This is a genomic window from Winogradskyella pacifica (genome assembly GCF_013403915.1).
GTDB lineage: Bacteria > Bacteroidota > Bacteroidia > Flavobacteriales > Flavobacteriaceae > Winogradskyella > Winogradskyella pacifica.
Genome location: NZ_JABFDI010000024.1, coordinates 14,694 through 36,633, shown reverse-complemented (window position 1 = coordinate 36,633; position 21,940 = coordinate 14,694). Strand labels below are relative to the sequence as shown.

The following is a 21,940-nucleotide window of genomic DNA, read 5'->3' as shown; positions in this document are numbered from 1 at the left end:
AACAAGTGACTACTGGTTTACAGTAGAGTACGACGAACCAAGCGACGGAGTACGTAAAGAATTTAAAGCCCATTTTACCTTGAAACGATAAAAAATTATGAAATTAAAAAAGTATTGTTTAGTAGCATTTATAGCTTTTATGGCGAATTTTAGCTTTGCCCAAGAAGGTATTCCTATTTATTCTGATTATTTAACAGATAATTATTACCTAATTCACCCTTCTATGGCGGGTGTTGCAAATTGTGCAAAGGTGAGATTGACAGCAAGACAACAATGGTTTGGTGTTGATGATGCTCCTAGCTTACAAACTTTAAGTATGAATGGACGAATAGGTGATTCACCTGTTGCTATTGGAGGTGTTCTTTTTAATGACTCTAATGGATATCATTCTACAGTGGGTGGATATGCAACATTTGCTTATCACTTAATGTTTTCAAGAAATGAGATTGATTTAAATATGTTGTCGTTTGGTTTGAGTGCTGGTTTTTTACAGTATAAATTAGATGAAACAAGTTGGTTAGCTCCAGGTGAATTTGATGCAGCGGTTGCCGGAATTGAACAAAGTGCTACAAATTTTAATATTGACGTTGGGTTTTCTTACCATTTCGTAGATTTTTATACGCATTTCACAGCTAAGAATATTTTAGATAATGACGGTGTAAACTATAACCAAAATGGGGAGTTTGAATTTAAAAACTTAAGAACTTATTTATTGTCTTCTGGTTATACGTTTAGTCAGTATGGAAGCGAATGGAGTTACGAACCTTCTATTATGTACATGTACAGAGATGCAACAGCAGAATCTTCAATTGATATAAATGCTAAAGTTTATAAGGAAATGGACTTTGGTAAAGTTTGGGGTGGATTATCTTACAGACGTAGTTTAGATGGTGCAGAATTTCAAGATGGATCTGGTGTGAGTACTCAAAAATCACAATACATCACTCCGTTTTTAGGAGTAGATTATAATAATTTTGTGTTTGCATATACGTATTCATACCAAGCAAATACTGTGAATTTTAATACCGGTGGATTTCACCAATTAACACTTGGTTTCAACTTTAACTGTAGAAGAGAGAAATATGAGTGTAACTGTCCTGCGGTAAATTAAGGATAATTATGCTTTATAAAAAAAAGAGGCTCAATTTTTATTGAGCCTCTTTTTTTATGCTAACACCTTATTATTCCCATTTATAATTTTTCTGTTCAGCTAGTGACTTCAATGCTTTAATCATCGCACTTTCTAATCCATTGCTAAAATCTTTAGTCTGCTTCGCAATAAAATCTCGTCGATTTAAGTTTAGTGTTGCTATTTCATCTTGAAGTTTTTTACGTGTTTTAGCTTTTTCTTCAACATAAATTTTAATTTCAGATTTAGATTTTCCCTGTAATTCTTTGGGTAATTCACTGTCTTTAATTTCATCATAAGAGAACCCATCTTCTTTTTCAGCATCTATCAAATCCCAAGAACTGTTTTTATATAAACGAGAGCTTTTACTCACGGTTCTGCTTACCGCATTTGCTTTATTATAACTTCTAGCATTAGAGTCTTGTTCTGCCTGCATTTCCATTTTAGCTCTGCCTGTACTTCCATAAGCCACATAAGTTGTATTCAATTTTTCATTTAACTCTAAAATTTTGTCATCGTAAGGAGATGCCACTTGTACGGTTGCTTCGTTATGATTGATAGCCATATAATTTCCATGGGTTAAATCGGCACCATCTTTCCATTTTGTTGAAATACCTTGATTGTAGTCACCACAAAAAATAGTATTCACAGTCACATCGTTTTGATGTGCTAATTTAGAGGCGTCTTTGTAACTGACGTTTCCTTGTGTGTAAGGTTCGTTTCCTGCGATGAAAATAAGTTTTAAATCCTCTTTGTTATCTCCCCATTCTAATTGGCTTAAAGCCGTGTTAATTACTTTTCCGCAGTATTCATTGCCTCCATTAGTGGTCAGTGAAAATAGGGATTTTGAAATTTCATCCAAATCATCACTAAACGCAATGACTTGTCTTAAATAACCTTCATCTGCGTTAAGATTATCATTTCCGTATTCATAAAGTGCAATTTTTAGATTAGGACTTTGTTCTTCACATTTGGCATAAGACAGTTCATTTACAATTTTCCAAAGTTGTGCTTTGGCTTGGTCTATTAAACCATCCATACTATTACTGGTGTCTAGTAGCAACGCGACTTTAATTTCTGGGTTTTTATCTTTTGAAGTTGTTTTAATCACTATTTCGGAGATGGCTAAATCTTGAGTTCTGTTTTTCGAATTTGCATTGCAAGCCGTAAGTGATGCTAAGCTCACCGCAAGGATTAAGGTTTTAAATTGAGTTTTCATATGTTTTATTTTTTCTGATTTTTTGAATTTATTTTGTACGATTGAGTATCTAATTCTCCTTAAAAATATACTCCTATCGTAAAATCATTTAAAGAACCATAGTTACCTGTATGATATTCGCTTCACAAATTGAAGCCTTGATTCTAGGTTCTAACAGCGCAGCGGTCTAGATTCTTTTTTATTTAGTATTTAATTCTTTAACATCAATGGTGCCGTTTGGAGAAATCACATAGTATTTATGATCTATTTTTGTCTCTATAATTGGTGCAGGTGTTTTCTCTTTTGGTTTAGGTGTAAAAGCTAGTTTTATATTCATTCCGATTTGAACCACAGGTTCTAGAATCGAAGGATTAATAACCACATCGTAATTCTCGTAGGTTAAAGGTTGGTAATAATAAGACGTCTGCTTTTTTACTGTTGTTACTCCCTTGTTTTTATCTAAAGCTTCAACTGAAGTACTATTATAAGCTTGGTAGCTTTGGTAGAAATCCTTTGGGAAATAACAATATTTGTCATCTGCAATAGCCACGTTATAATCAGACATGTTAAAACCTAAAACAGTATAGTATGCTTTTTTCTCTTCAATCAGTTTTAATAATTGATCTTGAAGATTTTTGTAAACGTCTTGAATGTCTTCAATATAATAATCAACCTTAACTAAGTTGTAAACTTCACTTTGTGCACAAGCTTCTAAAATAGCTTCAAACTGATTGGTTTTTGTAAATTGAATATGAATATTTTGTTGCAATTCAAATCCCTTAGGAACTTCCGTATACGTTTTGCTGAATAATTTCTTAGTGACTTCAACTTCATAAATAGGAATAAAAGAAATTACATCAATAGCGATATCTTTTTGAGTAATACCTTTCGTATTTAAGCGATTTTTAATTTGGTCTATACGTTCTTTCATCAGTTGATTTGTCATTTCAGCGGATGGCCCCATTTGAGAGACATTAAATATGGCGGTGTACGTCGTAGCATTGACATTTTGAAGCGCTTTAACATCAACGGTCAATATATTACTAGGATGAAGTGTTTGGTTAATTTGCTTTTTTGCTGTTGGGTTATAGATTTGCGCATTTCCAGAACTGAGGATATTTTGTCTAGAAATATCTTGGGTGATTTCATTATAATTTCCTCGGTGTTGTGCCGATAGATGCGTAAAACTTATTAAAAATAATAGTAGAATTGAATTGATTGTTTTCATAGTGATCATTGTTTTTTGAGTTATGGTGTAAAGCTCTGCCGATAAAACAGGGATTAAAAACCACAATGAGTAAATTGTTATTTCGAGTGAGTGAAGCCTTCTGTAATTTTAGTAGACCTGGCATTTGAAGCCTTAAAAGGAGGAGGATTTCGTATACCGCATTTTTTGAAACCAAATAAAGTATGTAGTTTAGTCCAACTAATTAAAAGTTAAGTGAAAATTTCTAAAACATATTATATACTGCTACTCTTTTGTTTCATAGGTTTTACAGCTTTGGGGCAAAATAGAAATAGTGCAGATGAAAATACTCTATTTACCATAAGAGGTTCCGTATCTGAAAAGGAAACAAATAAGCCATATAAAAATGTAGAGATATTAGTTAATGGCGGGAGATATGTTACTACTAGTTTTGATGGCTCATTTGATATAAAAGCTAAAATAGGAGATGAGCTTATTATTAAACATCCTGATTTTGAAACCATTTATTATGTTATAAAGTCTGATGAACGTATTAATATTAAAGTAGAAGATGCCACACAATCGGATTCGCGTGGTAGAGATAAAGGAGATTTTAAGCGTTTTAACCAGATGATAGATTCTGCAGATGTTTATCTTAAAAAAGATGCAGAGAAAAGTGTGAAATTTATTGGTGATGCTTTAAATGTCAACACTAGTAATGTACAGAATGCCGAAGCTTATGGTTTATTGGGTGATATCTATATGCATTGGAAACAGTTTGATTTGGCGATTTCGGCCTATAAGATTAGTCTTCAAAATTTAGAAACAGCTTCTGTAAAACTTAAATTATCTAAAGGATATCTTAATAATGGTGATTTTGAAACGAGTCTGTCTTCATATAAACTGTTAGATGAAAAAAACTTATCTAATTATGAGAAAACCGTATGGTATGAAGGGATTGGCGATGCTTATGTAAAGCTGAAAGATTTTACCAAGGCCGTAAAAGCTTATGAAGATGGTTTAAAAGTGGCCCAAAAGCATCTCATAGCTCCAAAAGTTACGGACTTAAATTCTAAAATAGCACAGGTTTATAGTGCTCAAGGGAGTACAAATAAGGCCAAGAGTTACTTTAGTAATTCCTTGAATTTAGCCGAAAATGAAAATAAAAAACGAGCGGTTGAAGAACAGGTTAAGGTCGCTGAGTTTAATAATTTAAATGCAGATTACGAAGGCGAGATTGTTTTAAGAAAACAAGCTATTGAGGGAATTAAAGATATCGAAAGAGATTCAATTATATCTAACGACAGCCCTTTAACGTCTCAAAAACAAAATTATAAAATTGGTAATGCACTTATTTTACAGAATAAAAATGATGATGCCATTCCGTATTTAGAGAAGAGTAGAAAAGAAGCTGGAGAAAAGGAGGATCTCGTTGTGGAAAAAGATGCGACTAGAAAATTATCTGAAGCACTGTTTAGAAAAGGAGACACCAAGGAAGGCCTGGCTATGATTAAGAATTATGAAAACATAGTTGATGAACTTTATGCCAAGAAAGAGCAAGAAATTTCTCAAGCAGCTCTCTTTAGCCGCAACATTGCAGAGCAGCAAAATAGAATAACATCTTTAGAAAGTGATCGGGCTTTATCTAAAAGTACTTATGAATTAACTCAAGAGCGAAATAAAAGCCAACAGTTTATAATTTATTCATTAATTGGGGGTTTGGTATTACTTTTAATTACCGGTTATTTAATGTTTAAATATATTAAGCAACAGCGTTTAGCAAATAATTTATTGGCCTTAAAATCGTTGCGAAGCCAAATGAATCCGCATTTTATTTTTAATGCATTAAACTCGGTAAATACATTTATCGCGACTAATGATGAACGAACAGCAAACAAATATTTATCTGATTTTTCGCAATTGATGCGTGCGGTTTTAGAAAATAGTGAAGAAGATTTTATTCCACTTAAAAAAGAAATAGAGTTATTGAATTTATACACCAAGCTCGAACATTTTAGGTTTCAAGATAAGTTTGATTATGCTATTGATGTCGATGACACTATTGATGTCGAAGAGTTTCAGATTCCACCAATGTTATTACAGCCGTATATTGAAAATGCGGTATGGCATGGACTACGATATAAAAAAGAAAAAGGCCATTTGCATATTCATATTCAACCAAAATCCGCAGCTGAAATAACGATTACCATTTCAGATGATGGTATTGGAAGGACGCGTTCTAAAGCTTTAAAAACTGATCATCAGAAAAAGCAGAATTCAAAGGGAATGAATAACATTAAAAAACGGGTTGCCATTTTGAATGAAATGTATAAAGATAAAGTTGATGTTGCGATAGCTGATTTTCAAGAATTGGAAGATGCAGGAACAAAAGTAATCGTGACACTTAAAAAAGACTAAATAAAGGTTGAAGCCTGAAGTTGGAAGTTGGGAGTAACTTCGAGCTTTGAGCTTCTCACTTCAAAATATAGACTATGAAACTAAACGCCATAATAGTAGAAGATGAAGAAAATAGCAGATTAATACTTCGGAATTATCTAACGAAGTATTGTCCAAATATTTCAATTTTAGGAGAAGCTGCTAATGTTGAAGAAGCCTTAGTTTTAATTCGGAATAATGATCTAGATGTGGTGTTTTTAGATGTGGAAATGCCTTATGGAAATGCCTTCGATTTATTAGACAAAGTTGGCGATATTAATTTTGAAACTATATTTGTGACGGCTTATAATCATTATGCAATAGAGGCTCTAAATGCACATGCCTCTTATTATTTAATGAAACCCATTTCTATTGATGAGTTGATTAAGGCTGTAGATTATGTTACAGAAATTAGAACGAAAGAAGATGCACTTCAAGATCAGGTTTTAGTGCCAAAAACGAATTCTGTGAGTGGTAAAATTACTATTCCACAGCAAGATGGCTTCGAAGTTATAGAAACAGCAGACATAATGTACTGCAAGGCTGATGATAATTACACCGAAATATATCTAAATAATAACAAGAAGAAACTCGTCAGTAAAACTTTAAAATATATTGAAGAAAGTCTTAAAGATGCCAATTTTGCAAGAGTGCACAAAAGTTACTTAGTTAATGTAAATGAAATAGTAAAATACGTTAAAGGCAAAGGAGGAAGTGTAGTGCTAAGTAACGGAAAAGAAATTTTGGTTTCGGCCTCTAAAAAATCTGATTTATTGTCTTATTTTAAGTAACCAATCCCTTTGAAAAAAGGGATCTCATGAATCCAATTATAATCAGGTTTTTAAGGTTTTCGATTGCGCTCAAACTGACCGTGTTTTTAAACCGTCAATTCTACAACCGAACCTTCATTAGATCTCACATTAAAAACGGTATTATCTTCAAAAATCAAATACTGTCCTTTAATGCCAACTAATTTTCCTGAGTAGTGGGGAGTTTTACTTAAATTGAGACTTTTTAGTTTTTCAGGATACTGCTCTACAGGGAATTTTATATGGGTTTCTGTGTTGTCTTCAATAAAATATGGTAGAGCTTCCTCAGGAATGTAGGCTTTTAATTTTTGTTTCCATTCTAATAAATCTTCATCCTTTATGTCATTTTTCAACATGGTTCGCCAATTGGTCTTGTCGGCCACATAATCTTTTAAAGCAACTTCTGTAATTCCTGCTAAATAACGGTTTGGGACTTCAACGATTTCAACCGCTTCATGAGCGCCTTGATCAATCCAACGTGTTGGTACTTGGCTTTTTCTGGTCACTCCAACTTTTACGTTGCTCGAATTGGCTAAATACACAATATGAGGTTGTAATTGCACTTTTGTTTCGTAATCTATGTCTCTATCTTCTTTCCCTAAATGTGCGGTGCTTAATTCTGGTCGCATAATCCAATCACCAGCAAAAGGTTTGTCAAAAAAACAGGTTTTACAAAAACCTTGTCGGTAAATAGGTTTATTTAATCCGCAGCTCAAACATTGGTGTCCAATCAGTTTTATATCAATGGTTTTGTTTAATAATTGATTCACATGAATAAAGTCATTCTCAAAGACAAGATAGTACTGAATAGGTTCTAAAAACTCGGTTTGCATTTTAATGAGGACTCCTGTATAAAGCATAAAGAAATTTAGTATTTTTAGCATTAATTAATAGCGTAAAGATAGCCAATCCATGCCAATTCCTATTGTAAATTCCATTGCGTCTTGGTTTTTGAAAAAACGATTCCATCAAATTGAATTGTTTCTAAAATACCCTAACGAAGTACAGAACGAGTTACTTTTTAGTTTGTTAAAAATGGCAAAGGACACTGAGATTGGTAGACAATATGATTTCGATTCTATAAAAACGTATAGAGAGTTCAATGCTCGAATTCCTATTGTAAACTATGAAGATTTTCAACCATTAATTGAACGTTCGCGTAATGGTGAGCAGAATATTTTTTGGCCAAGACCTATAAAATGGTTTGCCAAATCTAGCGGAACAACCAATGCTAAAAGTAAATTTATTCCTGTAAGTTTCGAATCCCTTGAAGATTGCCATTATGCAGCAAGTAAAGATTTGTTGTGTATGTATTTGAATAATAATGAAGATGCGCAATTGTTTACTGGTAAAAGTTTACGCTTAGGTGGAAGTAAAGAATTGTATAAGGAGAATGGCACAGTATTCGGTGATTTAAGCGCCATCCTTATTGATAATATGCCGTTCTGGGCAGAGTTTAGTAGTACGCCAAGCAATAGAGTCTCTCTAATGAGCGATTGGGAACATAAGATGCAGGCTATTGTTGAGGAAACGGTAGAGGAAAATGTAACAAGTTTAGCAGGTGTACCGTCTTGGATGTTAGTTTTACTTAATAATGTTTTAGAGAAAACAGGAAAAGATAACCTTTTTGATATATGGCCTAATCTAGAAGTTTACTTTCATGGTGGAGTAAATTTCAATCCTTACGTAGAACAATACAAGGCTATTTTACCATCTGATAAGTTTAGATATTACGAAATATATAATGCCTCTGAAGGCTTTTTTGCTATTCAAGATCAGAATAGTTCTAGTGATTTATTGTTGATGTTAGATTATGGGATTTTTTATGAATTTATTCCCATGACGTCCTATGGTACTGAAGAGCAAACTGTGATTCCTCTAAGTGATGTTAAACTGAACACCAACTATGCGGTTATTATTACCACGAATGCTGGGTTATGGAGATACAAAATTGGAGATACCATTCGTTTTGTAAGTTTAAGTCCACATAGAATTAAAGTTTCTGGGAGAACCAAACATCATATTAATGCGTTTGGTGAAGAGTTAATTATAGAAAATGCAGAGGAAGCATTACGAAAAGTTTGTGAGCATACTTCAGCAGAAATTGTGGATTACACAGCTGCTCCGGTGTTTATGGAAGGGAAAGAAAAAGGAGCGCACGAATGGATCATAGAATTTAAAAGAGCTCCTGATAATATGTTTCATTTTGAAGAATTGTTTGATAATTCTTTAAAAGCTCTAAACTCAGATTACGAAGCCAAACGTCTTAACAATATGACGCTCAACAAACCAAAAATTCACAGTGCAAGACCTAATTTGTTTTACGATTGGTTTAAAGAGAATGATAGGCTAGGTGGTCAGCATAAAGTGCCACGTTTATCTAATAGTAGAATTTATCTTGAAGAGTTGTTGCAGCTTAATTACCGATAAAGGATGTCCATAGTCTAAGGATTAGACTAAGCAATAGCTCTAGTATGTTTGCTTTCATTTACGATACACTTTATCGTAAATAAAAACATTTAAGTTCACGATATCGACAATCTTATAAGTTTTGTCTAATAAAAAAATCAAATTCGCCCTACTTTAATTTATGCCTATATATTAGCCGATAATAAATGTGTTATCATTAATTTATATCCCTCATATATATAAAGTATTGCGTGCAATATTTAATTAATCAATCCCTAACTAAACGAAAAAACCACAATTTCTAATATTGAAATTGTGGCTTTTTTTATGATGTAAAATTGAAGCTTATGAAACGGCTTTCAATTTTTTAATTGTGGATTTGTTTAAACGATCCTCAGCAAAAGCTTTTGTAACGTTTAATTTCGTTTCATCCGAGCTCGGTAGCTCAAACATAGCTTCTGTTAAAATCTCTTCACAAAGCGATCTTAAACCACGAGCACCAAGCTTGTACTCAATAGCTTTTTCAACGATATAATCTAAAGCACCATCTGTAATTGTAAACGTAACGTCATCCATCTCAAACAATTTTTTGTATTGTTTAATGATGGCATTTTTAGGTTCTGTTAAGATTGCTCTTAAGGTTTTAGCATCTAAAGGATCCATGTATGTTAATACAGGTAAACGCCCTATGATTTCTGGTATTAATCCAAAATCTTTTAAATCTTTAGGAATAATATATTGTAAGATGTTATCCTTATCTATAGTATCAGTTTTCATGGCGCTATAACCCATAGCTTGCATGTTTAAACGTTTAGAAATGGCACGTTCAATACCATCAAAAGCTCCACCTGCAATAAATAAAATATTTTCAGTATTAACTTCTATAAACTTTTGGTCTGGATGTTTACGACCTCCTTTTGGCGGTACATTAACCACAGTGCCTTCTAAAAGTTTTAATAAGGCTTGTTGTACTCCTTCTCCAGAAACATCTCTCGTTATAGATGGATTATCGCTTTTACGTGCAATCTTATCGATTTCATCAATAAAAACAATACCACGTTCTGCTTTTTCAAGATTGTAGTCTGCAGCTTGTAATAAGCGTGTTAATATGCTTTCTACATCTTCACCTACATAACCTGCTTCTGTAAGTACAGTAGCATCAACAATTGCCAAAGGGACATTCAACATTTTAGAAATGGTCTTAGCCATTAATGTTTTTCCTGTACCTGTTTGCCCAACCATAATAATATTACTTTTTTGTATCTCAATATCATCGTCAGATGCTGGCTGTAATAAACGCTTGTAGTGGTTGTAAACTGCAACAGACATGACACGTTTAGTGTTTTCTTGCCCTATAATATACTCGTCTAAAAAGCCTTTGATTTCTTTGGGCTTTTTAAGTATCAATTCTGAGCTTAATTCTGAATTGCCAGATTGTTTAGACTCTTCTATTACAATACCATGTGCTTGCTCAATACAACGGTCACAAATATGTGCATCTAAACCTGCAATAAGCAAGCTTGTTTCTGGCTTTTTCCTACCACAAAATGAACATTCTAATTCTTCCTTTGCCATCTTCAATTTTTTTAATCCCTGCAAAAGCAGAAATCTCATTTTAGTTTTTTATTATAAGTCGAAAGTTATTGAGATTACTTTCTCGTTAATACTTCGTCAATCATTCCGTAGTCTAGAGCTTCTTGAGAACGCATCCAATAATCTCTATCAGAATCTTTTTCAACTTGCTCTATTGTTTTACCAGTATGTTTAGCAATAACAGCATATAACTCTTCTTTAACTCTAATCGTTTCCTTTAAAGCAATTTGCATATCACTTAACTGACCTTGAGTTCCACTACTTACTTGGTGAATCATAACACGAGAATGTGTTAAGGCAGAACGCTTTCCTTCTGCACCAGCACACAATAATACTGCTGCCATAGATGCTGCAATACCTGTACAAATCGTAGCAACGTCTGGCTTAACGAATTGCATCGTATCATAAATACCTAATCCAGCATATACAGAACCTCCTGGTGAATTAATGTAAATCTGAATATCTTTGTTAGAATCCGTACTTTGTAAAAACAATAATTGTGCTTGTATAATATTTGCCACTTGGTCATTAACTCCTGTGCCTAAGAATATAATACGATCCATCATTAAACGCGAGAATACATCAAAAACGGCGATATTCATCTGGCGTTCTTCAATAATATTAGGCGTCATGTTAGAAGGGTACATACTCTCAATAATCTTAGAGTAGTAGTTGCTATTTATACCTTGGTCTTTTATTGCAAATTTTTCAAATTCTTTTCCGTAATCCATATGAATTTTAATTCTTTTAATTAATGTTTTATTTCAGTAAAGCACTACTATGGTGCTCACTGTGATATCTGTTTTTTGTAAAAAATATATTCCAAAAAAAAGCGTAAAATTGTTACATTTTACGCCTTAAAGATACTAATAATTTTTAGGTTACCGTTTTAACGTTAACCACATTTTAAGGTTTTAAGGCTTAGCCTTAATATTTTTAAAACTAGCTATAGAATTCTTTTACAAAATCATCGTAAGTGATGTCTTTGGTCTTAATATTAGCTTCTGTCTTATATAAGTTTAATAATTTCTGACTCATTAATTGTTCAGACATACGTTTTACTTCGTCTTGATTTCCTAAAATACGAGCCGCTATGTCTTCTAATTCTTTATCTGAAGGATTCATTTGGCCAAATTGAGCCATTTGTCCTTTAATCATTTCCATAGAATACGCTTTTAATTCTTCAAACTGAACTTGAAGCTTGTGTTCTGTGATTAATTTACCTTCAATAAGTTGGTAACGCATGCTTTTTTCAGACTTTTCATATTCTTCTTTAGCTTGCTCTTCAGTCATTTCTTCTTCACCTGCAGTTTGCATCCATTTTTGTAAGAATGTTGCTGGTAAATCGAATTTTGTGTTTTCAACTAAGTTTTCAGTAACGTCGTTTAATAATTTTTGGTCACCTTGTTGTGTGAATTGCTTTTCTGAATCTTCTTTAATTTTCGCTTTTAATTCAGTTACAGAGGTTACAATACCTTTTCCAAATAACTTATCAAATAACTCTTGATCTAAATCAGCTAATTCACGTCCATTAATTTCAGTGATTGTAAAATTCACTTCAGTATCTAAACCATGAGCATCATCGTGAGATACTTTTAAGAACGTCATTAAATCGTGATCGTCGTTAAATAAACCTTTAGTTTTTAACGTAATTACATCACCAACTTTAGCTCCGATAAATTTCTTAGGATTTGCTTTTCCTTTCAATTTATCTAAAGTTAACATTGTAGAATTATCAATTTCTTTTTCTTCGTTAGTGAAGGTTCCTGTAATTTCAGAAGCTTCAGTCACTTCAGTTTCAGAAACGATTTTACCATATTGCTTCTGGATATGCTCAATCTGATCGTTGATCATTTTGTCATCAGCCACAATACTATAGTGTGTTATTGCTTTTTTGCTTTTTAAATCTACATTGAATTCTGGTGCTAAACCTAATTCAAATTCAAAAGTAAATGCTTCAGCATCCCAATCTAAATCGTCTTGTGCTTTTGGCAACGGATTACCTAAAACATCTAACTTTTCTTCAACTAAATACTTGCCAAGAGCGTCTTGTAGTAATTTGTTTACTTCATCTACTAATACAGCTTTACCGTATTGTTTCTTAACCATTCCCATTGGTACGTGGCCTTTTCTAAAACCAGGAATGTTCGCAGATTTACGGTAATCTACTAAGATTTTCTCTACTTTGTCGCTATAATCTTCTTTAGCGATATCAACTTTTACAACTGCATTTAATGCATCGATGTTTTCTCTTGTAATATTCATTGTATAAATTATATGAAAATTGGGCTGCAAAAATACGATATTTTTCGCAACCCAACAATAGTTTTAAAGGTTTGAAGTTAAGCTACTTTTTATCGTCTTTTAAGAACGATTGTAATAGTGATTGTAAAATAGATAAAAGCACACTAAAAAGTAAAGCTGTCCAAAAACTAGAGACTCCAAATCCGTCTATAAGTTTGTCTGCAAGTAATATGATTAGTGCATTGATGACTAAAAGAAAAAGTCCTAAGGTAACAATAGTTGCTGGTAGTGTTAGGATTACTAGAATGGGCTTTACTAATAAATTAAGAATGGCGAGTACAATGGCAACGATAATAGCGCCAATATAACCATCTACAGTGACACCATTGAGTATGTTTGCCAAAATAAAAACGGCTAAGGCGTTTAGTAAAAGTCTTAATATGAGATTCATAATGTTTTATTTTTAGTTTACAACAAAAACAATTGGAATTGAAAATGGCATTTTTACTACTTTACCAAACTGCATTGCTGGTTTAAATCTTGGTAGCTTTCCCATTACTCTTTCTGTTTCAATTCTAAGAGCATGATGTGGTGCTTTAATACTTACAATGCTTACGTAGCCATATATGTCTACTTCAAATTTAATAAAAATTCTTTGCTTTCCGGTTAAACCAATGTTGTTTGCTAAGCTGGTGTCAAAGTTCTCTAGAATTATCTTATTTACCTTTTGATTTGTGCATTTTTTTAGTGCGTTATTACTTTTATGTGACTCGCAACCTGGATAAATGGCAACTCTTTCGAGTATACCATCTGGTACTTTTGTGCTTTCTAAGTTTGTAGTGTTATTTGGTTTGGTAGCCGAACCATAATAGTATTTAATTTTCTCGACCTTTTTGCCGTTAGCATCAAATTTTATCCAAGTGTTATGTAAGCGATCTTTATTGTAATCACCTTTCCATTCTAGAATATTATTCGGTAAATAGCGTTTTTCCTGACCTTCTTTCTTGTCGTTTTTTAATTCACCTTCTAGTTTTAATTCACCATTTTCGTAAAAATGCTTATAAATACCATCTTTGGAACCATTTTTATATTCTACCAGCCATTCTAATGTTTCATTTTCATAATAACGTTTCCACTCACCTGATAATTCATTGCCTTCATAATTGGCTTCAATTTCTAGTGATCCATTTTCTAGATAGGTTTTAAAATAGCCTCCTTTTAATTGTCGCTCATATTTTAAATTTCCGTTTTTATAAAATCCAGATCCTAAATATTCGCCATTAATTTCTTCAGTTTTACTTTGTAAGGTTCCGTCTTCATAAAAAGAACGAAAAACCATATTGCGTTTTCCTTTCTCGTAACTGTATAATGTAGAAACTTGACCATTTTCATGGTAATTTTTCCAATTGCCATCAGGTTTTCCGTTTTTAAACTGACCTTCTACTTTAAGTTCACCTGAATTATAATAATTTTTATATGGCCCATCTGGTGGACTTTGAGCAAATGAAAAGTGAGTGACAAATAAAATTATAATAATTAAAAAAAAGGATTTCATAATGAGAGTGTTTGTAACTGATTTTTTAAATAAAATTCATCACAGCCTCATAAAAATCTTTTGGATTTTCGGCATGTAACCAATGTCCTGCATTAGAAATAGTAATAATTTCAGAATTTAAAAAATGTCTATGAATAATCGCTTCGTCTGCATCTCCTATGTATTCTGAACGGTCACCACGTAAAAATAAAGTGTCTTTTTGAAAGGTTGCGTGTGTAGGAAGTGCTTCTCCAACTTCAGAAACATTTTCTTTTAAAATGTCTAAATTCATGCGTAAGCCAAGTTGTCCTTTTTCTACCCAATATAAATTTTTGAGTAAAAATAGTCGTGTTCCGTCTTCATGAACATAGTTGCTTAGCGCATCATTTGCTTCTCCACGGCTTTTAATTTTAGAAAAATCTAAACTACTTAAGCCTTCTAAAATAGCATCATGATGCACAGGGTAATAACGCGGTGAAATATCTGCTATGATTAATTTACGGACTAGTTCTGGGTATTTGGTGGCAAAGAGCATGGCCGTTTTTCCACCCATAGAATGACCTAGTAAAACAATGTCATTTAAATTATTATCATCACAATACTGTTTTAAGTCTTCTGCCATTAATTCGTAATCAAAATCGTCCGAATGAAAACTACGACCATGATTACGTTGGTCTACGAGATGCATTTCAAAATTAGACTCTGAGAATTTTTTAGCTAAAGTTTTCCAATTGTCTCCCATGCCTAAAAAGCCATGAAGGATAATAAATGGTTTGCCTTCTCCTATGATATTTGAATATAATGTCATACTCTGTTTTTTCTAAGTGTCCTTAAGTTAATTATTATTTTAGCTTATCAAGATACATCCCAATAACATTTTCAACTCCCATATATAGACTTTCAGCAATTAATGCATGGCCTATAGATACTTCTAATAAACCTGTAATGTTTTCTTTAAAGAATGCGATGTTGTCTAAAGATAAATCATGACCAGCATTAATACCAAGTTGCAATGTGTTGGCAAGACCTGCACATTCCATATAGGGTTTTATGGCATTTTCATTCCCTAAACTATATTGATGCGCAAATGCTTCTGTGTATAATTCTATACGGTCTGTCCCTGTAGCTTTAGCGCCTTCTATTTGGTGTAAGTCTGGATCAACAAATATGGATGTTCTGATGCCGTTTGCTTTAAATTCTTTAATCACTTCAACTAAAAAATCTTTATGTTTTAAAGTGTCCCAACCTGCATTGGATGTAATCGCATCAACTGAATCGGGTACTAAAGTAACTTGTGTCGGTTTAATTTTTAAAACCATATCCACAAACTTCGGAATAGGATTGCCTTCTATATTATATTCGGTGTAAACTTCTGGCTTTAAATCGTAAGCATCTTGGTAACGAATATGCCTTTCGTCTGGTCTTGGGTGAATAGTAACGCCCTCAGCACCAAAACGCTGTACGTCTTTAGCAAACTGTACTACATTAGGAACATCGCCTCCGCGACTATTTCTCAGCGTGGCAATCTTATTTATATTAACACTTAACTTTGTCATTGTAATAGGTTTTGAATCACAAAAATACAAAGTAGGAGACGTATTTTGTGGTTATTTTTGATTAATTTGCAACATATTTATACAGGTTAATGGAGCTTCAAGACTATATAATAAATGATATTAAACCGCTAGGTATAACTGATAAAGTAGGTGATTTAAAATTACTCTTTAATCAGTTAACGTACTCTCATATTCCTATTGAAAATGATGGGGTTTATATGGGGTGCATTTCTGAAACTGACGCTCATTGTTTTGAGGGGGCTAAAACTATTGGGGATTGCAACTACGCTATTGAAGGTTTTTTTGTGAGACCTACCACGATTTGGTTAGATGTGTTAGAAGCATTTGCTCAAAACGACTCTAATATAATGCCTATATTAGATCAAAACAATAAATACATTGGTTATTACGAGTTAAATGACATTATACATTTGTTTAATGAAACACCCTTTTTCGCTGAACCAGGTGGTATTCTAATTGTGGAAAAAGGTATTAACGATTATTCATTTAGTGAAATCAGCCAGATTGTAGAATCTAACGACTCTAAACTTCTAGGTGCTTTTGTTTCTAAAATGGAAGGTGATTTAGCAAGAGTAACTTTAAAAATAAGTAATACTAGTCTTAATGAAATTATTCAATCGTTTAGACGCTACAGTTATAATATTGTTTCTGGGCATGAAGACGATTCTTATCTCGAAACGCTAAAGGAACGCTCGCAATATCTCGATAAATACCTAAACATGTAATGAAGAAGGTAGCAATTTACGGTCAGAATTATACCAAAGAGACTACACAAATAGCGGTTGAAAAACTAATAGATGTTTTAATAGAAAAGCAAGCCCAAGTGTTTATAGAACGCGAGTTTTTGGATACTCAAAAAGCGATTGTAAAAGATAATACTGAAATAACGACGTTTAGTGAGTTAGATACAACTTTTGATTTATTAATTAGCGTTGGTGGTGATGGTACTATTTTAAGAGCTATTACATACGTGGGTGATTTAGGTATACCAGTCGTTGGGATCAATACAGGGCGCTTAGGTTTTTTAGCAACCATACAAATCGATGATATACAAACCGCATTAACAGAAATTTTTAATGGAGATTATAAAATTTCAGAACGTTCATTGTTAAGTGTTTCAACAGATCCAAAACATCAAGATATTGTAAATACGCATTTCGCACTAAATGAAATCGCTATAAGTCGAAAAAATACCACGTCCATGATAACAATAGAAACGCATCTCAACGATGAGTTCTTAACATCATATTGGGCAGATGGTCTTATCTTGTCAACACCTACAGGGTCTACGGGGTATTCTTTAAGTTGTGGTGGACCAGTAATTGCGCCAGATGCTAAGAATTTTGCATTGACTCCAATAGCTCCACATAATTTAAGTGCGCGACCGTTAATTCTTCCAGATAACACAACAGTAACACTTAGAGTTAATGGTAGGGAAGATCAATTTTTAATGTCGTTAGACTCTAGGATTGTAACACTTTCTAATACGACTACGGTTACCGTGAAAAAGGCGGATTTTGTTATAAAAATGGTAGAATTATTAGATGAAACTTTTCTTGCTACGCTTAGAAAAAAATTACTTTGGGGAGAAGATCGTCGTAACTAAACCAAGTTTATACAATAATTACTTTCAAAAACTGTTTATCTGTAAGACTATTTGTGTCAAATTATTGTGCACAAATCAGAATTGTTATATTTGCAAACTTTGAAAACTCTATGAAGTATTTTTTTCTGCTTTTATTATGTGCTTTTATCCCCAGGAATGTTGATGCTCAGATTTATGAGGTTGGCGTATTTGCAGGCGGAAGTAATTTTATTGGAGATGTTGGAGCTACGGATTATATCTCTCCAAATCAGGCAGCATTTGGTATTTTAGCAAAATGGAACCGAAGTGCGAGACATTCATTTAGGGCTTCAGTTATTTTTTCTGACTTAAAAGGAATTGATCGCGATTCTGATGACCCAAGAAGAATAGAACGCGATTACGAATTTGATACTAGCATAATTGAGATTTCAGCAGGTATGGAATTTACATTTTTTGATTTCGATCTTCATGCTATTGATACAAAGGGGACTCCTTATTTATATTCTGGAATTACACTTACAAATCACGATAATTATTATTTTACAAACAGTGGTGAGTATGTCTCAGAAGACACATCTAGTTGGGCGCTTGGGATTCCTATAGTGCTAGGTTATAAAACACGTATTGCTGATCAGTTTGTTTTAGCTGGAGAAATTGGAGCGCGTTATACGTTTTCTGACGAATTGGATGGAAGTACACCTGATTCTGAAGATAGAGAAAGCTTCGCTTTTGGAAATACAAATAATACAGATTGGTATATGTTTACAGGAATTACCTTAACTTACACCTTTGGTCGAAGACCTTGTTACTGCAATTTTTAAATGAGCTTAAAAGAACAAATAAATAAAGAGAAACTTCCTGCCCATCTAGCAATTATTATGGATGGTAATGGTCGTTGGGCAAAACAACAAGGGTTGATGCGTGTTGTTGGTCATGAAAATGGAACAAAATCTGTTAGACAAACGGTTGAAGCTTGTGCAGAGTTAGGGATTAAGAACCTAACGCTTTATGCTTTTTCTACAGAAAACTGGAACAGACCTAAACTAGAGGTGCAAACCTTAATGCGACTGTTAGTAAAGTCTCTAAAGAAAGAAATTAAAACATTTCAAGAGAATAATATTAAATTATGTGCTATTGGGAATCTAAACGATTTACCTAAAAAAGCGCATCAAGAACTCTTAGGAGTTATAGAAAAAACTAAAAATAATTCTAATATGACATTAACTTTAGCCTTAAGCTATGGTTCTCGTGAAGAAATTGTTAATGTTATTAAAGAATTGTCGGTTAAAGTTAAAAATAATATAATTTCTTCTGAAAGTATTGACGAATCAATTATTAATAAGCATCTTTACACGCAAAATTTACCAGACGTTGACCTGCTTATTCGCACAAGTGGTGAGCAACGTATCAGTAATTTTTTACTATGGCAAATAGCCTACGCAGAACTATATTTTACAGATGTTTTATGGCCAGATTTTTCAAAAGAAAATCTATATGAGGCACTCATAAACTATCAAAACAGAGAACGAAGATTTGGAAAAACAAGCGAACAACTTACCTAATACCGCAATATTGAAGTCATATATTAAGCTTTTTTGTGTTGCATTCCTCTTTACAATTTCATTTAGCAGTTACGCTCAAGTAGAGGGAGGAGAAACTTATTTAATTAAGGAGATTAATGTTACTGGTAACACTAATTTTAGTGCACAAACTATTATTGCCTATTCTAAACTTAGAAAGGATGAAGAAATTCAAGTTGGTGGTGAGAAAATCGCCAACGCAGTAAAGACATTGTGGAAATCTAACTTATTTAGTAGTATAGATATTTATATAACTGATATAGATGGTAAGAATGCAAATTTAGAGATACATCTTAGTGATTTGCCAGAACTTAAAGATCTTACAATAGAAGGAGTTAAGAAAGGGAAAAAGGAGGAAATTATTGACGAGAACAAACTTAAGTCTGGTCAGAAAGTTACAGAAAACCTTATCGCAACAACTAAGAACTACCTTACTAATAAGTATAGAAAAAAGGGATTTTTAAATACAGATGTTAGGATTATCACATCAGAAGTTATTGACTCGGTAGAGAAAGAACGTGTTAACATGCGTATTGCTATTGATAAAGGTGAAAAAGTAAAGATTAAGACCATTAATTTTGAAGGCAACGAAAAGATAGTGGATAAGAAGCTTCGTAAAGCGATGAAGAACACGAAGCAAAAGAACTTCATTCGAATCTTAAAACGTTCTAAATATATTGAAGACGATTTTAGAGAAGATTTAATAAGTGTTGTAGATTATTATAAAGAGAACGGTTACCGTGATGCCAGAATTATATCAGACTCTATTTCTTATTTAGATGAAAAAACAATTAGTTTAGATATTAAGGTAGAAGAAGGTGAGCAATATACTTTTGGTAAAATTACTTTTGTTGGTAATACCATCTATTCAGATCAGCAATTATCTAACCTACTAGGTATAAAAGAAGGCGATACTTATAATGGTGTAGAGTTGAGAGAACGTATCGCGGATGACAGTAATCCAGATGCAAATGATATTACAAATGCCTACCAAAACTTTGGTTATATGTTCTCTACGATTAACCCTGTAGAAGTAAGTGCAGAAGGGAATGTCATAGATATGGAAATCCGTATTTCTGAAGGTAAACCAGCTTATTATAACAATATCACTGTAGTCGGTAATGATGTTACTAATGACCATGTTATCTATAGAGAGATTAGAACACGTCCGGGAGAATTATACAGAAAGTCTGATATTATTAGAACAATTAGAGAACTTGGACAGTTAGGTTATTTTGATGCACAACAAATTGTACCAGATATTAAAAATCCAAATCCTGTAGATGGAACTCTAGACGTAGAATACGCTTTAGTAGAGCAAGGTTCTAGTCAAATACAACTACAAGGTGGTTATGGTGGCGGTGGCTTTATTGGTACCTTAGGTTTGTCATTCAATAACTTTTCAATAAAAAATATTTTTAATGGTGAGGCGTATAAGCCGGTGCCAAGAGGAGATGGTCAAAGTTTAGCATTGAGACTTCAGGCAAGTCAGTTTTTTCAAACTTATAGTTTCTCTTTTAGTGAGCCATGGTTTGGTGGTAAAAAACCATATCAATTATCATCGTCATTGTCACATTCGAGACAATTTTTATACGATTCTAGTACAGGAAGTGCTGATAAAGACAAAAGCTTTAATATTACAGGTTTAACCTTTGGTGTTTCAACACGATTAGCAGAACCAGATGATTACTTTCTATTGTCTCAGGCTATCAGTTACCAGCACTATGACCTTCAAAATTATAACACAGGTTTATTTACTTTTGGAGATGGTACCTCAAATAACTTATCATATACAATTGGTTTAAGTAGAAGTGACGTTTATAATGATCCTATTTTCCCAACTGGTGGTTCTAGTTTTTCTGTTTCTGCTAAATTTTCATTCCCATACTCATTAGTAAATGGAGTAGATTATAGTGAATTAAAAGACGATAGAGCTGATCAAAGCGAAACGATTAGTGATTATCAAAATAATTCTAATCCTAGCTTACAGGAAACTGCAGCTTACAACGATGCACAATCAAGAATAGCAGAAATTGACCAAGAACGTTTTAAATGGCTCGAATTTTATAAGATTAAATTTAAAGCAGATTGGTACCAAGCATTAACCAAAAAGTTAGTTTTACGTCCTAGTGTAGAATTTGGTTTCCTTGGAGCTTATAATAATGATAGAGGAGTTATTCCTTTTGAAAGGTTCTTTGTTGGTGGTGATGGTTTAGGTAACTTTTCATTAGATGGAAGAGAAGTTGTTCAATTACGTGGTTATCCTAATCAATCATTATCGTCTCAAGATGGTGGTTCAATTTATAGTAAGTTCTCATTAGAGTTACGTTATCCTATTACTTTAGGTGCACAAGCTAAAATATATGCACTTTCATTTTTAGAAGCAGGTACGTCTGTAAATGACTTTAAAGATTATGATCCATTTAAACTTCAGAGATCTGCAGGTTTTGGATTACGTATATTTATGCCAGCCTTTGGTTTACTTGGTATAGATTTCGGTCATGCATTTGATGAATCTCCTTATGGGACAGCAGTTAAAAATTGGGAAACGCACTTCATAATTGGTCAACAATTTTAAGTTTGGCACGATATTTTCTAATAGCTAAACAAGAATTTCATCATGTTGTTAAAATTTTTAAGAATATATTTCGTTAAATTTG

At 33.0% G+C, this 21,940-nt stretch carries 19 protein-coding genes; 9 read left to right on the top strand and 10 right to left on the bottom strand.

Annotated elements, in window-relative coordinates:
* Positions 1-97 precede the first annotated feature (97 nt).
* Positions 98-1,111, top strand: coding sequence for a PorP/SprF family type IX secretion system membrane protein (locus HM984_RS16335; protein ID WP_115812072.1), 1,014 nt, complete (start codon positions 98-100; stop codon positions 1,109-1,111).
* A 70-nt stretch (positions 1,112-1,181) separates the two neighbouring features.
* On the opposite strand, the gene HM984_RS16330 is transcribed toward HM984_RS16335, so the two are convergent.
* Both HM984_RS16330 and HM984_RS16325 read right to left on the bottom strand, forming a co-directional pair.
* Complete coding sequence (locus tag HM984_RS16330) at positions 1,182-2,348, bottom strand: vWA domain-containing protein (RefSeq protein ID WP_179349943.1); 1,167 nt, start codon at positions 2,346-2,348, stop codon at positions 1,182-1,184.
* A gap of 178 nt (positions 2,349-2,526) precedes the next feature.
* Positions 2,527-3,555 carry an SIMPL domain-containing protein gene (locus tag HM984_RS16325; protein ID WP_179349942.1) on the bottom strand — a complete coding sequence of 343 codons (1,029 nt, stop codon included), beginning with the start codon at positions 3,553-3,555 and terminating at the stop codon, positions 2,527-2,529.
* A gap of 213 nt (positions 3,556-3,768) precedes the next feature.
* Here HM984_RS16325 and HM984_RS16320 point away from each other — a divergent pair, with 213 nt between their 5' ends.
* Together HM984_RS16320 and HM984_RS16315 are read left to right on the top strand one after the other, a co-directional pair.
* Complete coding sequence (locus HM984_RS16320) at positions 3,769-5,931, top strand: tetratricopeptide repeat-containing sensor histidine kinase (protein ID WP_179349941.1); 2,163 nt, start codon at positions 3,769-3,771, stop codon at positions 5,929-5,931.
* Between the two features lie 74 nt (positions 5,932-6,005).
* On the top strand, positions 6,006-6,740 hold the full coding sequence (locus HM984_RS16315) for a LytR/AlgR family response regulator transcription factor (protein ID WP_179349940.1): 735 nt from the start codon (positions 6,006-6,008) through the stop codon (positions 6,738-6,740).
* Between the two features lie 86 nt (positions 6,741-6,826).
* Here the strand turns inward: HM984_RS16315 and HM984_RS16310 are convergent, their stop codons facing one another.
* Positions 6,827-7,618, bottom strand: a complete 792-nt coding sequence (locus tag HM984_RS16310) for a DUF2797 domain-containing protein (protein ID WP_179349944.1) — start codon at positions 7,616-7,618, stop codon at positions 6,827-6,829.
* A 52-nt stretch (positions 7,619-7,670) separates the two neighbouring features.
* Here HM984_RS16310 and HM984_RS16305 point away from each other — a divergent pair, with 52 nt between their 5' ends.
* Positions 7,671-9,188: a GH3 auxin-responsive promoter family protein gene (locus HM984_RS16305; RefSeq protein ID WP_179349939.1), complete on the top strand. Its 1,518-nt coding sequence runs from the start codon at positions 7,671-7,673 to the stop codon at positions 9,186-9,188.
* Positions 9,189-9,512: 324 nt separating this feature from the next.
* On the opposite strand, the gene clpX is transcribed toward HM984_RS16305, so the two are convergent.
* The 7 genes from clpX to HM984_RS16270 all read right to left on the bottom strand — a co-directional run bounded on the left by clpX (position 9,513) and on the right by HM984_RS16270 (position 16,094).
* Complete coding sequence (clpX, locus tag HM984_RS16300; protein WP_115812086.1) at positions 9,513-10,742, bottom strand: ATP-dependent Clp protease ATP-binding subunit ClpX; 1,230 nt, start codon at positions 10,740-10,742, stop codon at positions 9,513-9,515.
* A gap of 74 nt (positions 10,743-10,816) precedes the next feature.
* Positions 10,817-11,491: a ClpP family protease gene (locus tag HM984_RS16295; protein WP_115812088.1), complete on the bottom strand. Its 675-nt coding sequence runs from the start codon at positions 11,489-11,491 to the stop codon at positions 10,817-10,819.
* Positions 11,492-11,702: 211 nt separating this feature from the next.
* Complete coding sequence (tig, locus tag HM984_RS16290; RefSeq protein WP_179349938.1) at positions 11,703-13,025, bottom strand: trigger factor; 1,323 nt, start codon at positions 13,023-13,025, stop codon at positions 11,703-11,705.
* Between the two features lie 82 nt (positions 13,026-13,107).
* The gene (locus tag HM984_RS16285) at positions 13,108-13,455 is read right to left on the bottom strand and encodes a phage holin family protein (RefSeq protein WP_179349937.1); all 348 of its coding nucleotides are present in this window, start codon (positions 13,453-13,455) and stop codon (positions 13,108-13,110) included.
* 12 nt (positions 13,456-13,467) lie between these two features.
* On the bottom strand, positions 13,468-14,559 hold the full coding sequence (locus tag HM984_RS16280) for a toxin-antitoxin system YwqK family antitoxin (RefSeq protein WP_179349936.1): 1,092 nt from the start codon (positions 14,557-14,559) through the stop codon (positions 13,468-13,470).
* Positions 14,560-14,584: 25 nt separating this feature from the next.
* A complete protein-coding gene (locus tag HM984_RS16275) occupies positions 14,585-15,346 on the bottom strand; it encodes an alpha/beta fold hydrolase (RefSeq protein ID WP_179349935.1) in 762 nt (253 codons plus the stop codon).
* 34 nt (positions 15,347-15,380) lie between these two features.
* On the bottom strand, positions 15,381-16,094 hold the full coding sequence (locus tag HM984_RS16270) for a pyridoxine 5'-phosphate synthase (RefSeq protein ID WP_115812098.1): 714 nt from the start codon (positions 16,092-16,094) through the stop codon (positions 15,381-15,383).
* A gap of 89 nt (positions 16,095-16,183) precedes the next feature.
* On the opposite strand from HM984_RS16270, the gene HM984_RS16265 reads away from it, so the two are divergent.
* From HM984_RS16265 to bamA, 5 genes are all read left to right on the top strand, one after another.
* Positions 16,184-16,840 (top strand): CBS domain-containing protein, encoded by a 657-nt coding sequence (locus tag HM984_RS16265; RefSeq protein ID WP_115812100.1) that lies wholly within the window; start codon positions 16,184-16,186, stop codon positions 16,838-16,840.
* Positions 16,840-17,721, top strand: coding sequence for an NAD kinase (locus tag HM984_RS16260; RefSeq protein WP_179349934.1), 882 nt, complete (start codon positions 16,840-16,842; stop codon positions 17,719-17,721). Before HM984_RS16265 ends, HM984_RS16260 begins: the two co-directional genes overlap by 1 nt.
* A gap of 110 nt (positions 17,722-17,831) precedes the next feature.
* Positions 17,832-18,521: a type IX secretion system protein PorG gene (porG, locus tag HM984_RS16255; RefSeq protein ID WP_179349933.1), complete on the top strand. Its 690-nt coding sequence runs from the start codon at positions 17,832-17,834 to the stop codon at positions 18,519-18,521.
* Entirely contained in the window at positions 18,522-19,262 is a 741-nt protein-coding gene (gene uppS, locus HM984_RS16250; protein ID WP_115812106.1) for an undecaprenyl pyrophosphate synthase, read from the top strand.
* The gene (gene bamA / locus HM984_RS16245) at positions 19,234-21,858 is read left to right on the top strand and encodes an outer membrane protein assembly factor BamA (protein WP_179349932.1); all 2,625 of its coding nucleotides are present in this window, start codon (positions 19,234-19,236) and stop codon (positions 21,856-21,858) included. The genes uppS and bamA overlap by 29 nt, the downstream gene beginning before the upstream one ends.
* The last annotated feature ends 82 nt before the right edge of the window (positions 21,859-21,940 follow it).